Source organism: Lysinibacillus sp. NPDC092081, from assembly GCF_044755845.1.
Taxonomy (GTDB): Bacteria; Bacillota; Bacilli; order Bacillales_A; family Planococcaceae; genus Lysinibacillus.
Genome location: NZ_JBIVRU010000002.1, coordinates 58262 through 74869, shown reverse-complemented (window position 1 = coordinate 74869; position 16608 = coordinate 58262). Strand labels below are relative to the sequence as shown.

Below are 16608 nucleotides of genomic sequence, written 5' to 3'. Positions count from 1 at the left end.
TAGGTATTAATACCTTTATAAGTACAAAAAAATACGTACTAATCATCACATCTCGTCTATTATAGCACTATTTATGCATAAGGATAAATGTGTAACTTTTCTAAAAAAACTAATTTTGGCGTAAATAAGATAATCTATACGAAAATAATGCATTTCTTATTCAAACATGGCAATTAAATCTTCTTCTGTAATGTAACTTTCTCGTGGTTTACTGCCTCTTGCCTCAGACACAAAGCCATGCGATTCCAACATATCGATTAAACGAGCAGCACGATTATAGCCAATATGGTATTTACGCTGAACCAAGGAAGTAGAAGCTCCTCCCTGCTCATAGACAAATCGACATACATCCTCAAACAGATCATCTTGCTCAGCGGAAACCTCCGTCTTCTTTAAAAGTTCCTCTTGATCGAATATATAATCAGGCTCTCCTTGCTCACGAACATGCTCAATAATCGCTTCAATTTCATCATCTGTCACGAATGTACCCTGCAAACGCACAGGAGCAGACATACCATTACCTAAATATAACATATCGCCCCGTCCAAGTAATCTTTCTGCACCTTGGCCATCTAAAATAGTACGCGAATCGATTTGTGAAGATACCGCAAAAGCAATACGTGTAGGAATATTAGATTTAATAAGCCCTGTAATAACGTCAACAGACGGTCTTTGAGTTGCAACAATTAAATGGATACCACAAGCACGTGCCTTTTGCGCAATACGACAAATCGCCTCCTCTACATCTGCAGGAGACATCATCATTAAATCTGCCAATTCATCAATGACAATTAAAATATACGGTAATTTTAAGCTATGTTCATTATTTTTATCCGCAATTGCATTATAACGTGTAATATCACGTGCACCTGCATGCGCAAATAACTGATAGCGACGCTCCATTTCCTCCACTGCCCATTTCAGTGCGGCTGTAGCAGCCTTCACATCTGTAATGACTGGGCTAACTAAATGTGGAATATGATTAAACGGTGCTAATTCTACCATTTTAGGATCGATAAGCATCAGCTTTAATTCATGTGGTGCAGCTTTATATAATAAACTAACCAAAATCGAATTGATACAAACCGATTTACCAGAACCTGTAGCTCCGGCAATTAAGCCATGTGGCATTTTTCGTAAATCAATGGTTACAGGCTTCCCTGTTAAATCCAGACCCAATGCTGCTTCTAACGGTGAATCTGACTCGAGGAAAGAAGGACTATTTGTCACTTCTGATAATCGAACAGCGCGAGATACACGGTTCGGTATCTCAATGCCAATTGAACTCTTCCCAGGAATCGGAGCTTGGATGCGGATGTCTTTCGCTGCCAGTGCAAGCTTCAAATCATCTGATAGATTGCGGATTTTGCTAACCTTCGTACCATGACTCACTGTTATTTCAAATTGTGTCACGGCAGGTCCTTGCATAATGGATTCTATTTGAGCTGAGACTTGGAAATAAGACAAAGCTTCGACCAACGTATCTCCCTGTTGCTCCATCCACTCAGTATCCTGTGTTTTTTCCTCAGGTGGTTCTAAAAACTCATCATCTGGCTTTTGATACACATGAACAGGTTTTCGAGGAGTTTCCATTACTTGATCTTCCACTAATGTTTCTTCTAATACGAGAGATTGCTCTGGATATTCTGCTGTATCAACAGACTCCTCGGGAATAACTGCATTTTCGTTTTCGGTAGTAAGTTCCTGTTCAGTAGTTGTTTCTACTTCCATTTCGGTAGTTGCTGAAATTTCGTCGAAGCTCTCGATATCAATCACTGTCTTTTCTAATGTCGAAACGTTTGACATCGATGTAACTGGTGCCATTGTAATGACTGATATACTCTCTGTTGCAGCATTGAATGGAGCAATATTTTGATTAGAAACCTCGTTTTCCTCTGTCGATTGTGGTGCTATTTTATTGTCCGTCTCTAATTCACTAATCTCTAAATCTATAGATTGTTGAAATTCTGTATCGGATTGCACTAATTGATGTTCTGCCTCCAAATTAATAAGTTCAGAAGAAGGCTCCTGTTCCTCTTGGCTCTCCTGTTCCTCTTGGCCATTTTCAACAATTGTTGGTGTCGGTTTCGTATTTTTAAATTGCTTTTGTTGGATTCTCCACTTTTCCTTATCAGTTTTTAGCATTAAAACATTAAATGGAATGCCACTTTTTTCTTTCTTTTCTATAGATTGCTCTTCTAAAGATTGTTCTTGCAATACATCTTGCACATCGTCTGCATTCATTGAAGGCTGGACTACTGTAACTTCACCAATGTGAATGGTAGAATTTTCAATTTGTAATTGTTCTACAACTACTTCTTTTACACGGATTTCTGATTGATCAGCTGAAAGTTGTTCAACGTTCAGCTCATGCTGAACAGCTTCTTTCACTTGATTTTCAAATTCTAGGGCAAAAGAAGTTGTTTGCGGTACAGGTAATTCCGTCGTCATTTTATCACTATGATGATTTGTTTCGTCTATTAATTGATCATCAAAAGTAATCGGTTGCTTTGCTGATGCTTCAATTGAATCAGGGATTTCAAGCTGTTCAGGTTCATCCTTCTGAACTGCGCAAATAGGCTCTCTTTCTTCTAGTATATTTTCAATAGCCTCATTTGTTGTCGCTTCTTTTAAAGACTTAGATGCTGTCGGTATTTCTAACTCTTTTTTGTCGTGCTCTTCCTTTCGTTTCTCTAATAACTGCTCAATTGGGCTCGGCTTAGAAAAACCATAGACTGGTGACGGAACATCACTTGGTACAAAACGCTTGCGATTTTCAGGTAAAACACTTTCATCTGTCTTTTCTACTTGATAATTCGAAGCTTTATGCGAAGTCGGTAGCTCATTTTGCGCGTCTCGAAAAACCAGACTTGCTTTTGAACGATTCTCCTGTTCAGGCTGACTTCGTGTAATCGTCGTTCTACCAGTTCTCTTCGTTCGATTTGCTAATAGTTCTCGAATGCCTGAAACCTCAATATCATAAACACTCGAATCCACAATATGATTATTTAAATGCCTCGGTAGCGATAAATCTTCAATTTGTCCGGAGTATGCATCGTCCATTTGATTGAATGCTTCTTTTGGTGATGGTGTTGATGGTGGAGCTGAAAATTCCTCATCCTCAATTAACGGAAAACGAAAGGTTTTTTGCTTTGCTACAGTTGTTTCTTTAAATGAATGCAGCTGCTCAGATTGTTCTTCTTCATAGCCTTCATAAAACTCTTCATATTCGTAATCATTGTCATCTTTATTTATAAATTTATCCATTTGTTTTTTTAACCAATTCACGTTGTTCACTCATTTCTCTTACACTTCATTTATAGCATTGTCTTTATTTAATAAAAAACTACAATGTCTATAACAAAAAGCATACCATAAAAATGTTATAGAAACTTGCATTTAGAGGCTCATTCTAGACAAAAAAATCGTTATGTTACTAGCATATTAGTAGCATAACGATTTTAAGTACATATAATCAATTTTGTCTTGGCGTTAATTGTGCTATCGCACTGAAAACACTTGTTGCTGTCGCTGCGCTTTCGCTACAGAAAACATTTGTTGCTGTCGCTGCGCTTTCGCAGCTAAACAGTGCTTTCGAAGGCTTTATCTAGTTGGCGTTTCAAACGCACTACCAGTTATCGCATCTTCTGGTAATACTAAAATTCCTTTTTCAGAAGGTGCATTTGGTATTGCTAATTCGCGTGCTGAACATAACATACCGTATGATTCAACACCACGCAAATTACCTTCTTTAATAAGCATTCCAGAAGGCATCACTGCACCAATTTTTGCTACAACAACCTTTTGACCTGCTTCCACATTTGGTGCACCACATACAATTTGTAATGTGTCTTCACCTACGTTTACAGAACAAATGCTTAGTTTATCAGCATTTGGATGTTTGTCCTTTGTTTCTACATAGCCTACGACAAATTTTGGAGAAAAATCTACATCAAGGCTGATTACAGCTCCATTTTTTGCAATAGCTGCCTCTAGCTGTGCTACTAATTCTGGAGTAACTTCAACTAGACCTTTTGCATCAGTTTGAATATAGTTGCTAGCATTAAATAAATTAAATGCTTTAATTTCTCCTGTTTGTGCTTCCTTTAAAACAGCGATATCACCTGTACGTTCTACCTCTGTTTTCACGATTGATTCTGTTGCTAATTGTACTAACAATACATCTCCTACATGCTCTTTGTTATAAAATACATTCATTGTTTCTCTTGCTCCTTTTTAACTCTGTTTTTTGCTAATATAAAGATCGGTTCTAGCTCCCCGTCTTCATAAATAAAAGATAATGACGTAATCGGTACTGTACCGACAGCGAAAAAATGCATCGTCATCTGTGCTAATACATCATACCCTGTTTCATTACGAATATCACCTACAATTAATACATCCTGATGTGGCACAGATAACGTCATGTCACCCTCAATGTTAGTTTGCATTTCTTTCAAAAAGCTTTCATTTAAAATGCGACTTGCATCGTAGCCATCATTAGCATTAACAAAATAGAAAATATTCCCTGCAACTTCATCTTTCTTATAAACAGTTGGTAGTTGCTTAACAGAAAATCGTGCCATTTCACGAATTTGCTCTACTGTTAATTGTAGTACCTCTAACATGGATTCATCAATAAAACGATAGGTTTTTCCTAAATCAAGTGCATAAAATATACGTGTTTCAGCTGTATGTTCAGTAGTGATGAATGCATGTCCCTCCTTCGAGGCTTGAGGGTAGGATGTTGCGCGAATAACTGGATAAATTTGTATAGTAGTTTGGAATCCTTGTTCCATCTCTTGCTCCATAGCATCAAAGGTTTGCTCGATTGTATAAACGACTTCATCGATTGCAGCGCCTTGCTTATCATTATATTTTGTTAAAATGCCTGGTAGAGATAGCTCCATCCCTTTACCAATTTTTTTATGGTTTAAGCGTAATTTATCGTGCTTTTTATCAAATTCAAAATCAAACTTATCTTCATTCAATCGTTGTTTTAATAGGGACACAAGTTGTTCTGATTTAATTTGTTTCACGTAGCTCACATCCTTTCTTCAAAATCAATTTAGTTTTGGCGTATTTGCCGCTATCGCGCAGAAATAAATTGCCACAGGTCGTGACATTTATATCTCTATTCCAGCAAATCTGGGTATCCTCCACCCTTATTTAGCTCATCAACTATAGATAGGAGTCTATTGTAACTTACTATTTTTTAAATGAAGAGAAAACGGCTCACATGTTTGTGAACCGTCCTGTTCAAAACTATCCAATTACTTAATCTTAACCGAATGAACGATTTTCGTCATCTTGTGTAAATTATTTATAATATGTTTTGCCTGAGAAATGGTCGTCATTTTTACACCACCGCTACTTGCAATATGCTCAAATTCATTTTCATGATCAGTTTTTGATACAACTGCAAAGCCGAAAATACCATCCTTATATTTTAAAGTTGTAACTTCACCATTCCATTATTACTAATCAAAAGACACTACTCATGTGCTAATGTAAATAAATATTGGCCAAGAAGAAGAGAAACTATATGCTCGAACATCATCTGACGACTTACTAATCCTTGTGTAAAAATACCTACAGCTCCCGCACCTTGTCGGATATCTAGACGTTGTGTATATTGCTCCATTACAGGCCCAAGTTCCTTCCCAGCTCTTATTTCCTGGGCAATTTCTTCTGGTAATATAATTTGTGCACCAGCAGCTGTATAGGTTACGCCATTTGATACTGTAAGTGCTCCCCAGTTACAAACGTACATAACACCATCAATTTCTGTTACTCCACCCTCTAATCCAAACGATAATTGTGCACCCGTCTCATTGATTGCGTTTTTCGAACGGTTTATTGCTCCCAATCGTGTTTCTTCATGAGTCATCGGTTGATCAGACACTTGAGATGCAGCCTTAACGCAGGTGAAATTTGGTTTATCAAAATACTTTCTAGCTATAACTTCAACTGCCTCTGTTTTTGCTTTGTTTGTTGTACCAATAGCTATGTTCATTTTTCAAATCCCTCTTTCTTTGCATAGAAAAAGATGCCCCTAAAGGCACCTTCTAACTTCTTTCGGGTATTACTTTACACATTAGCGCGAATCGTTGCTAATGTCGAACGATCTGCTTTTTTCACTAGTTCCACAATTAAAGCTTTTGCAGCTGCATAGTCATCAACATGAATAATTGACGCTGACGTATGAATATAGCGTGAGCAAATACCAATTACTGCACTAGGAACACCGTCATTTGCTGTGTGCACACGTCCAGCATCCGTACCACCTGGTGATACAAAATATTGATAAGGTATATGATTCGTTTCGGCAGTATCTAAAATGAACTCACGTATGCCTTTATGTGTAACCATCGTACGGTCAAGAATACGTAATAATGTCCCTTTTCCAAGCTGGCCAAATTGACTTTTTTCTCCTGACATATCATTTGCAGGTGAAGCATCTAGAGCAAAGAATAAATCCGGTTTAATCATATTTGCGGACACTTGAGCACCACGCAGACCTACTTCTTCCATTACATTCGCACCTGAATATAAATGCGAAGCGAGCTTTTCATCCTTTACTTCTTTCATCAATTCAATTGCCAATCCACAGCCATAGCGGTTATCCCAAGCTTTGGCCATAATTTTTTTCGGATTGGCCATTGGTGTAAATGGGCAGACAGGGATAATGGATTGACCCGGACGAACACCAAGTGCAATAGCATCTTCTTTATTATCTGCGCCAACATCTATTAGCATATTTTTAATATCCATCGGTTTTGAACGTTCAGCATCTGTTAATAAATGTGGTGGTATTGATGAAATTACACCAGGAATCGCACCATTTTTAGTAAATACTTCAACGCGCTGCGCTAGCATAACCTGATTCCACCAGCCACCTAATGTTTGAAAGCGGATCATCCCATTATCGGTAATAGAAGTAACCATGAATGCCACTTCATCCATATGACCAGCAACTAACACTTTTGGTGCATCAGTAACTTCACTACGCTTCACACCAAAAATACCCCCTAAATTATCCTGAACGATCTCATCTGAGTACTTTTCCAACTCAGAACGCATGAACGCACGTACTGCATGTTCATTACCCGGAGCGCCTGGTAATTCCGTTAATGTTTTAAATAAATGTAATGTTTCCTCTTTCATGATGACTCTCTCCCCACGAAGTAGAATATTCTTCCTTGCCCATTGTAACATATTTATCTATATTCAGCAGAAGACTCCCATTTTTCATGAGTAGCGAGATAAATGAAAGTGTAGTTATATCTTCAAAGGTTATCCCAAATTTGCTGATATATTTATCTGCGCGAAAATGAAGCGGCAGCGCAATTACCGCCACGGGAAATCGATTTCCAAATTCGAAATATTGATACATTTCCTAAAAAGTGCTAAAGTGTGAACGTGCATTCACTCCGCATGCTATGTTAAAATGAAGCTATAGAAAAAGGAGGAAAAAAGCATGAAATTACGTGATTTTTTAATTGGTGTTGCTACTGGCCTAGCTGCCGCAGTCATTGTTAAAGAAGCAAGTGAAAAGGTTTCTCCGTATGTATCTGCAGGACAAGTACTCGAAAACATAAAAAAGGAATTTAAAAAGGATTCACCGATTGACGGTTCTTGGATTTTTATGAAAACAGACAATTTCTCAAACGGCATTATGACTATTCCAGTATACCGTGGAGGTATCTCTCGTTTGCATGAGGGCGAAATGCAAACATTTGAATTTGCTGCTGACGCTCGCTCAGGTGTTGTAGTAGAGCTCACAGAAGTATAACGTTACTCAACAATACACTAAGAAAAATTATAGAACCCTACAAAAAAGAGGCTGGGACAAAAGTGTTTCAGCCAATAAAAATACCGAACTATCCAATGAAACGCTCATGAAGTGTTTCGGAATAGTTCGGTTTTTCTATTTATCGTGTTTTGTTAATTTAGAGATTATTAGGCTTTATGAAGGAACCATTTAGTTATGTCCCAGCCTCTTCTTTTTACTCAGACAATCCTTTATTGTTGAAGTATTTTTTATATTTTCGATAATAATTTAAATTATTTAACGTTAGTTTCACCCAACGTTTCGCATTCATATCTTGATTAAAGTAAAGAGAGTTTGTATATTTCCCTTCACGAATTAATTTTTTAGCTTCTAGTTTAAGCTTTTCATTTGATGCATATTTGAATAGTACACCCTTAGGAATGATCATCCATAAATGCTTGTCCTGAACATAAGTTACTTCCTGTTCAATATTTAACATATGGTCATCAGCTACATACTTCATTAAATTATGACCACTTGCTGTTACATAATAGCTAGAGCGGCCATTACGTAAGTTAATTTCAAACAACTTATACTGTTTGTCACGCATATCGTATTTCATATCGAAGTTAGCAAAACCTGTATAACCGATATCCTCTAAGAAGACGCGTACTTGGTCCATTAACTCTTTATCGTATGTTGTAACAATTGCTGCATAACTACCGATTCCTTCAGGTGAGTGCTCCTCTAAGATTGGGTTTCCTAGACACATTAGCTTCACTTTGCCATCTTTCCCTACATACGCATTTAATACACGCATATAAGAATCATCACCTGGGATGAATTCTTGAATAATCATTGTATCCTGATAAGTTGAGCTATAGATTGCTTTTAAAATAGCTGTTTTTTCCGCTTCATCATGTGCAACGAATACTTTTTTCTTACCTGGGAATTTACATGCCCAGTATTCCACCGAGTTAGATGCTTTTAAAATAATTGGGTAATCAAATGGTGGGGTAAAGTTTTCGTAATTGTCTGCTGTTACAGTCATCGTACCTGGATATTTAAAATCGTACTTATCACACATTTTATAGAAATTTTCTTTTAATAAAATTTCATCCATAAGTGATTCATCAATGTATGGTACTGTAAAATGTTCCTGCAATGCTGGCTTATTTTTGATGATCAGCTTTGCATAATCATCTCCACAAGCTAACAACAGTAGTTTTTTATCCGTATATTTTTTTGCGACCTTTGCAAGTGCAGGTGCAAATACATCCTGTTCATTTAAGCGATCAATCTCTTCGAAATTTATGATATGACTATCTTGCGTTGCTGTTAAATGTGAACGTCCTAATACAAGTGGTTTAATACCATATGCCTCATAAAATGCACGTGCCATACCATATGCATTCATATCTGATCCTAGTAATACTGGTAAAAATGGTTGCTCAGTTGCCATGTAATTTCAACTCTCTTTTGTGTTTTAGTATAGCTTTTAGTGTATCATATTTTCCAAGATGTTCACGAAAAAAGTGTCAAAAAAATGGGGTATAGGTAATTAGGCTCTTCACCATAACGTGGGGTTGATTTCCGTTCCTACAGTTTAACTATGCATGGCATTATCGCTATAAATTAGAGTGACATGCCAGAGATACATACTATGTGAAGCGTTTGATTGGAGTGGAGACTGGGCGACTCCTTGGGGATTAGCAATAGAGGAACGAAGGCTAAGAGCATGGCACAATAGTTTTCAACACTATAAAAAAACGTGCGAACACATAAGGTTCACACGTTCTATTAATTAGAAAGTAATAACAGCTTGTCTACTGCGTTCTAGCTTATCTACAATTTCTTTACCTGTTTCATCCCATTTAATCATGCGGTAATACGCATCATGGTAGAAGATAAAGCCGTAGCCATTCGCAAGTGCTTCTTTCATTATTCGTTCCTTCGCAAAGACACTCGCCATTGGATAATCGTCATACGCTAAAACCCATAATGGATTTTGGTGTGCATGTGTTGGCATAATATCTGCCATATGCAATAATACCTCGCCATTTTGAGTTAATTTTATAATGGCATGTCCATCACTATGACCACCCGTATGGATCATTTCAATACCCGGAGCTACCTCTAACGTACCTTCATACGTTTCTACTAATTGCTGAACCGGCTCCCAGTTTTCTTTCCAATACGTATTTTTCGAGCGAATATTTGGCTCACGCATTTCGTCCCACTCGATTTTCGTTACGAAGATTTTTGCATTCGGGAATGTTGGTACAAGTACACCATCTTTCCATTGCGTTAAACCTCCCGCATGGTCAAAATGTAAATGCGTCATTAATACTGCATCAATATCAGCTGTTGTTAATCCTAGCTCCTGTAAGCTAGCCGCTAATGTTGATTCCTCAGTTACCCCAAAATTACGTAGCTGTTTTTCATTTAATTTGTTAAAGCCAACGCCTGTATCAACAATATAGTTTTTACCTTCATACTGAATTAATATTGGTTCAGTTGGTAACTCGATTTGATTTTTTTCGTTGACTGGATATTTGCGTGACCAAAGTGGTTTTGGTACAACACCAAACATAGCACCGCCATCAAGGCAAGTGACACCCCCGTTTAGCCATGATAATGACATTTTGTGAAACTTTAACTCATCCATCCATACTCCCCCTATTTAGTTAAGAATTGCGATTCTAGACGATAAATTGGCTGTCCTTTAGCAGAAAATTTCTCCTCATATTCAGTCATAACATTATCCTCAGGCATATTCGCATGTAGGTCGAGTGATACATACTTTAGTAGCATACCATATTCAGACATACTCATTAATGAATACTCAAACAAACCACGGTTGTCCGTTTTAAAATGGATTTCCCCCTCATCCACTAAAATCGACTCATATAATTTCAAAAAACCCCCGTGCGTTAAACGTCGCTTAGCATGGCGCGTTTTTGGCCAAGGATCTGAGAAATTCAGATACACACGTTCTACATCATTTTTTTCAAAAAATTTATTTAAATCTGCGCCATTTACTTTTAATAGTCGTAAATTCGCTGGAGATTTAGCCTCTAAAATTTTTTCCAATGCACAAACAATGACACTGTCATAAAGCTCAATGCCAATATAATTTATATTCGGATTTTGTAAGGCCATACCTGTGACAAATTGACCTTTCCCAGTACCTACTTCAATATGTAATGGGTTGTCATTTCCGAAAACAGCCTGCCAATTTCCTTTAAAGTCTTCAGGATTTGGAACAATCACCTCTGGATGACTCTCAAGCATTTCCTCCGCCCAAGGCTTATTTCTTAATCTCAATTTTTTTCCTCATTTCTTTCTCATGAAATTATTGATTTTTTATAGTATAACGTATAACTATAAAATTCGCATGAAATTATTGCGAAATGATATTTTAGTGATTGACCATTTTTAATGTTCCTTTGATATAACCTGCCAAGCATTACGTTGCACTGTACAATGAATCCTCGTTCCCTCTCTAATTTCTCCAATATAGTTACCATCCGTATGATAATCAACGTTATTTGCGTGCACGAAAATGTTAAATTGATTGCCTTGCAAAAAAGTAATCTCTTTAAATTTTGTATGTTTTCCAAAAAACACAGTGACAAATACTAGCAGCAATTTAAGTCGTGAAATACCGTGAACAATTATTATTTCGATTTGTCCATCATCAGGTTTAGAAGACGGGGAGATTTTCATTCCCCCTCCGAAATAAGGTTGATTGCTCATCGCAACAAACCATGCCTGCTGAAATTGCCATTCTTGATTGTTCGCACGAATAGTTACATCAAAGCGTCCAAAGCTAAATAGCCCTCTTACAACTGCCACAGCGTATGATAGCTTGCCGAGCCCGATTTTATTGAGGTAAAACTTCAAACGAGATTTATTAATACGCTTTGTGACAAATGCATCAAAGCCCACACCAGCATTATTGATAAATAACTCGTGCTGTGGCTCTCCAAACTGAACGGCACCGACATCCATTGGGAGGTTAGCCATTTCTGTTTGTATATAGCTTTCAATTTGAAAAGCATTTTGAAATGTAGTAAAGTATCGTGCGAAATCATTCCCAGAGCCTGCTCGGACTACACCAATCACTATAAATTTATTATGTACAACACCACTAACAACCTCATGTATTGTGCCGTCACCGCCAACAATAACAATTAATTTTTCTGTTTGAACATCTTGCGCCCAATTTTTTGCAAGTTCCTGTCCATGTCCCTCATATTCTGTAAAGGCTACTTCATAGTTCATTGTTAAATGCTGTTGAAGGTGATGCCAAACTTTCTTACCTTTGCCGTGCCCTGCTGCTTCATTCACAATAAATAATACTTGCATTCACTAATCCCCGGCTGATTGAGAAGATTGCTGCCAAATATCTCGATTAAAGGATGTTGTTTGTACATTGTTTAAAATCGTTTGAGAAGCACGAATTTGCATATGCTTCATAGGAGAGGATACTTTCCTTAAATGCTCCATCCACTCTCCATAATTTCGACGATCAACAAATTGAATACCATAAGGTGACCCTGGATAATCGAAATAGCCATTCTGTGTTAAAATAACCTTGCGAATCGGCATATTTATATCGTCCTGTTTAAATAATTGAGTTAATACAGATTCCATACGATTTAAATTTATCATCGGATTAAGGACTTTTGAATCCTTCGTTCCCACCTTTTTTATCCAGAATCGCTCACTGCCTCCCACATAAACTGCTTGATTTTCCGCTTCTAGCACTGTTATACAAATACATTCTGTCGGTGACATTAGCACGACATCAAGCTCTATGGGTGCTTTTCTAATTTGTAAAATCGGATAATAAAAAAGTAAATAATTATCCGGTAATTTTTGTAACAAATTTCGGAGTAAGGGGTCACGCATAAAACGAGGATCTACATACGACTTTTCACGTAATGTTGAACTTGCCCATTTCATTTGGAAATGGAAAAATTGATCGATAAACATTCGTTTTAATTCATGAACAGATTGCGGTGCATAGACAATTTTTGGTTCAAACGTTAAAGTCGTTTCTTCTTCTGGTATGCTATCTTCATCACTCATTAGTTCATTCGTTATTTCTATTTGCTCAATGTCCTCATTTTCTTCCTTCTGACGACCTGCAAATATTTTTTTTAAAAAAGAGAATCTCTCTTTTTCTTCGAAAGAATCATTTTCTGAATCGTCGTCGGTATGTTGCCACTCACTAATTTCTTCTCCTAACTCCCACTGTCGCTTAACACGCTCCCATTGACTGCTCTTTAAGCGTACAAATTGTGTAGGATATCTTGCTAAATCAATTTGATAGCGTGAAATATAATCTTGTAATTTCACCAATTGTGCCATGTGTTTTGGTCACTCCAATCTTACTCGCTCTATATCTAATTTGCTAATTTCCCTACTACTGCTCGGAAGGCAAATCGAAGTATCAATTTTCTCCTTGGCATAATGTAGTTGTTGTTGCTGCCGCTACGTTAGCACTACGCTTTCGCACAGACACAAAGCTGTTGCTGTCGCTACAAAAAAATTACTAAATAAAGACAAATAGACATTTGCATTCATTACATCGACATTTGCTCTTTAACTTTAAATTCCGATAGCAATCAATCTACAACTGCATTCATCCTTTTTATTTTACATGACGTTTCAGGATAAAACATCCATAATTTGTTCTATAGAAAAAGAGAACTACCCAAGTTTAGGTAGTTCTCTTAAAGGATTTATTTATTTCGCATTAATAGAAAGCGGTAATTTCGCCTCGAATGCTTGCTGTAATTTTCGAGTCCATTCACCTGGAACTCCAGCACCGATTTTGTTTCCATCAACATCGATAACAGGTGTTACTTCAGAAGATACAGATGACACAATTACCTCATCCATTGTTAATACATCAGCCTTTGTCATTGGTTCTTCAATAACAGGTAAATTAATTTCCTCCGCACATTTCAAAATAACTTGGCGTGTAATACCGTTTAAAATGAAGTTATTTGCAGGGTGTGTATAAAGCTTACCATCTTTAATGCCGTAAACATTTGCTGATGAACATTCTGTTACGATGTCACCGCGATGTAAAATAGCTTCATAGCAACCTTTTTCAGATGCTTCCTGTTTTGCCAGTACAGCACCTAATAAGTTTAAAGATTTAATATCACAACGTAACCAACGAATATCCTCTACGAAGGTAGCCTTAACACCTTTTTCAAAATTTTCATATGAACGCTCGCCAGCTTTAACATTCCCTGTTAATACAGCCGGAACACTTGCATCTGGGAAAATGTGATTACGAGGAGTTGTACCACGAGTGATTTGGAAGTAAACATGACCCGTTTCTAAATTATTTTTTTCGATAAGATCATGTAATAATTTGTGCAATACGTCTTTAGTATAAGGAATGACAAGACGAATTTTTTCGGCACTCGCATAGAAACGATCAATATGTTCTTGTGCTGTGAACATATTTCCGTTATAAACTTTAATTACTTCATAAATGCCGTCACCAAATTGGTAACCTCTGTCTTCTGGAGATACTGCAATAGATCCTTCTTCAACGATTTGATCATTCCATAATGAATAAGCCATGTTTCGTTCATCCTTTTCATCTTTAAGTTATTTGTTTCCTGCAAGTTCAACAATTGCTTCAGCATAAATAGCTGTTGCTTTTATGAGATTTTCAATGACGACAAACTCATCCGCACGATGCGCCACGTCAGGCTCACCTGGGAATAGCATGCCAAATGCCACACCTTTTTTCATCACACGTGCATACGTACCACCACCTGTAGAAAGTAAAGGCGTTTCATAATCTCCTGTTTGACGTCTATAAATACCTGCTAAAGTCTGGATAAATGCATCGTCCTCGCTTACATAATGAGGTTTTGAGTCATCTTGAATATCCAATGAAAATCCTTTTGCTACAGCTAAACGTTGTGCTTCCGTAATTTTTTCATCAAACGGATATGTGACAGAATAACGCATGCTAATTACCATACTGCCACCTTTAGCCACATCATAGGTTACAATGCCTGGATTTAATGTAGTTTTACCAGACATTTCGTCCTCAAATTGTAATTCAAGCTTGTTACCATAATGATCTTGATAAAAAACATCTGCGGTAAAGTCGACAAATTGTTTACTTGCCTCTGTCGTCAACTCTTGTTGCAAAAATGCTGTAAGATAAACAGCTGCATTGACACCTTTTTCCGGCTCCATTGCATGGGCTGCCTTACCTTTGATAGTTATTATATAGTGAGAACCCTCGATTAATAAAGAGCCTTCTAGCTGATTTTTACTTAAAAATGTGTGAAAATTCTGTTCGAATTGTGAAGAAACAAACTGCACCGTTGCTTTTGCAAAATCAGGTACCATATTTGGTCGCTTTCCAGCATTAAATAATAATAGCTGTTCTTTCGAAGCATCGCCTGTTTTATTTTGAGAGAACACTAGCTCTGCAATGCCTTTTTCAGCATTGATGAGTGGGAAATCCGCATCTGGTGCAAATCCAATCGCCGGCATTTCCTCATGTTTAAAATAGTGGTCGACACAGCGGAAGCCTGTTTCTTCATCCGTACCGATAATCATCCGTACTCTTTTATTAAGCTTAATGCCTGCATCTTTGACAAGTTTCATGGCCATCCATGCCGCAATTGTTGGGCCTTTATCATCTATTGCACCACGAGCAAATAGCTTACCATCTGCTACAGTGCCGCTAAAAGGTGGGTATGTCCAATTTGATTCATCACCCACTGGTACTACGTCAACATGACATAAAATACCTAATAAATCATCACCTTCACCCATCTGTATGTGACCTGCATAATTATCGATATTTTTCGTTTGCAGTCCTTCAACTTGGCCCTTTGCTAATAACCATTCAAGAGCCTTTAGTGGACCATCACCAAAAGGTACTTCAGTAGTAATCGTATTCTCATCGAGAACACTATTAATTTGCACAAGCTCCTGTAACTCTTGTATCAATTCATCTTGCCTTTCCTTTGCAGCTTGTAACCAATCCATTTGATGTACCTCCTTCAATGTATTAACATTATTCTACTCTTTACAACTTAAATTACAATCATCTTTCTGACAACTTTTCTAAATCTTACTTTGAACGCTACCACATGTAGCACGTTTTTCACTTATTCCCACAAAATACAGTATAAATTTTATGTCTTAATTGTAAATTTCCCTTGCATTCACTAGAAAATTGACTAGCTTTTCTATATAATGAAGTTATCAGAATAATTTTTCTGACTATAAAATTAGAAAAGGGGATGTCTAAGGCAGCTACTTTATTAGCCTAAGTGCACTCCGCACATATTGTCGTCCGCTAGTCTTTGCCAAGAGAATTAAGATGAAGGAGTGGTTCATTTATGAAACCAACTACTGATCGAATGCTTAATCGTATTAAAGACGTGTACATGTTTATTTTAGACAAAGGAACCGTGTCTACACAGGATTTAGTCGAAGAGTTTAGTATCACTCCTCGCACTGTTCAAAGAGATTTGAACGTGTTAGCCTTTAACGATTTGGTGATGAGTCCAAGTCGAGGCAAATGGACAACGACGAAGAAAAAAGTAAAAATGACGTCTTAGTTTTTACGTGTAACACGTAAAGCATTTTGTATGGGAAAAGAATGACCTTTCGTCGTGGTCATTCTTTTTTTGTTTTCTACTATTTTTTGATTCCCCACAATTTCTCAAGCTTCCAAGTAAATTACCTCTCAAAAGATTGCGATTACTTTTAGTGAAATTTCCACTAATCATGAAATTCATTATTTATGGTATTCATCATCAAAAGTTGAG

14 protein-coding genes are annotated in these 16608 nt (G+C 37.2%); 2 read left to right on the top strand and 12 right to left on the bottom strand.

The features are described from left to right. Positions 1 to 156: 156 nt before the first annotated feature. The 5 genes from ACIQLB_RS05180 to ACIQLB_RS05160 all read right to left on the bottom strand — a co-directional run bounded on the left by ACIQLB_RS05180 (position 157) and on the right by ACIQLB_RS05160 (position 7167). Positions 157 to 3288, bottom strand: a complete 3132-nt coding sequence (locus ACIQLB_RS05180) for a DNA translocase FtsK (RefSeq protein WP_400721907.1) — start codon at positions 3286 to 3288, stop codon at positions 157 to 159. 315 nt (positions 3289 to 3603) lie between these two features. Further along, the gene (gene ytpR, locus ACIQLB_RS05175) at positions 3604 to 4218 is read right to left on the bottom strand and encodes a YtpR family tRNA-binding protein (protein ID WP_400721904.1); all 615 of its coding nucleotides are present in this window, start codon (positions 4216 to 4218) and stop codon (positions 3604 to 3606) included. Continuing rightward, positions 4215 to 5039 (bottom strand): DUF1444 domain-containing protein, encoded by an 825-nt coding sequence (locus ACIQLB_RS05170; RefSeq protein WP_400721901.1) that lies wholly within the window; start codon positions 5037 to 5039, stop codon positions 4215 to 4217. Before ACIQLB_RS05170 ends, ytpR begins: the two co-directional genes overlap by 4 nt. Positions 5040 to 5494: 455 nt before the next feature. Continuing rightward, positions 5495 to 6016: a DUF84 family protein gene (locus ACIQLB_RS05165; protein ID WP_400721899.1), complete on the bottom strand. Its 522-nt coding sequence runs from the start codon at positions 6014 to 6016 to the stop codon at positions 5495 to 5497. A gap of 74 nt (positions 6017 to 6090) precedes the next feature. Continuing rightward, complete coding sequence (locus ACIQLB_RS05160) at positions 6091 to 7167, bottom strand: M42 family metallopeptidase (protein WP_400721896.1); 1077 nt, start codon at positions 7165 to 7167, stop codon at positions 6091 to 6093. Between the two features lie 313 nt (positions 7168 to 7480). Here ACIQLB_RS05160 and ACIQLB_RS05155 point away from each other — a divergent pair, with 313 nt between their 5' ends. Next, a complete protein-coding gene (locus tag ACIQLB_RS05155; protein WP_400721893.1) occupies positions 7481 to 7795 on the top strand; it encodes a hypothetical protein in 315 nt (104 codons plus the stop codon). A 214-nt stretch (positions 7796 to 8009) separates the two neighbouring features. Here the strand turns inward: ACIQLB_RS05155 and ACIQLB_RS05150 are convergent, their stop codons facing one another. The 7 genes from ACIQLB_RS05150 to pepV form a co-directional block, all read right to left on the bottom strand. Then, positions 8010 to 9236 carry a carboxylate--amine ligase gene (locus ACIQLB_RS05150; RefSeq protein ID WP_400721890.1) on the bottom strand — a complete coding sequence of 409 codons (1227 nt, stop codon included), beginning with the start codon at positions 9234 to 9236 and terminating at the stop codon, positions 8010 to 8012. Between the two features lie 342 nt (positions 9237 to 9578). After that, entirely contained in the window at positions 9579 to 10442 is an 864-nt protein-coding gene (locus ACIQLB_RS05145; protein ID WP_400721887.1) for a YtnP family quorum-quenching lactonase, read from the bottom strand. Positions 10443 to 10453: 11 nt separating this feature from the next. Further along, positions 10454 to 11101: a tRNA (guanosine(46)-N7)-methyltransferase TrmB gene (trmB, locus tag ACIQLB_RS05140; protein ID WP_400721884.1), complete on the bottom strand. Its 648-nt coding sequence runs from the start codon at positions 11099 to 11101 to the stop codon at positions 10454 to 10456. Positions 11102 to 11212: 111 nt separating this feature from the next. Continuing rightward, complete coding sequence (locus ACIQLB_RS05135) at positions 11213 to 12145, bottom strand: diacylglycerol/lipid kinase family protein (RefSeq protein ID WP_400721882.1); 933 nt, start codon at positions 12143 to 12145, stop codon at positions 11213 to 11215. A 3-nt stretch (positions 12146 to 12148) separates the two neighbouring features. Continuing rightward, positions 12149 to 13153, bottom strand: a complete 1005-nt coding sequence (locus tag ACIQLB_RS05130; protein WP_400721879.1) for a nuclease-related domain-containing protein — start codon at positions 13151 to 13153, stop codon at positions 12149 to 12151. 378 nt (positions 13154 to 13531) lie between these two features. After that, positions 13532 to 14386, bottom strand: coding sequence for a D-amino-acid transaminase (gene dat / locus ACIQLB_RS05125; protein WP_400721876.1), 855 nt, complete (start codon positions 14384 to 14386; stop codon positions 13532 to 13534). 27 nt (positions 14387 to 14413) lie between these two features. Next, the gene (gene pepV, locus ACIQLB_RS05120) at positions 14414 to 15820 is read right to left on the bottom strand and encodes a dipeptidase PepV (RefSeq protein ID WP_400721873.1); all 1407 of its coding nucleotides are present in this window, start codon (positions 15818 to 15820) and stop codon (positions 14414 to 14416) included. Between the two features lie 356 nt (positions 15821 to 16176). Between pepV and ACIQLB_RS05115 the strand changes: the two genes are divergently transcribed. Continuing rightward, positions 16177 to 16398 carry a DeoR family transcriptional regulator gene (locus ACIQLB_RS05115; RefSeq protein ID WP_036118795.1) on the top strand — a complete coding sequence of 74 codons (222 nt, stop codon included), beginning with the start codon at positions 16177 to 16179 and terminating at the stop codon, positions 16396 to 16398. The last annotated feature ends 210 nt before the right edge of the window (positions 16399 to 16608 follow it).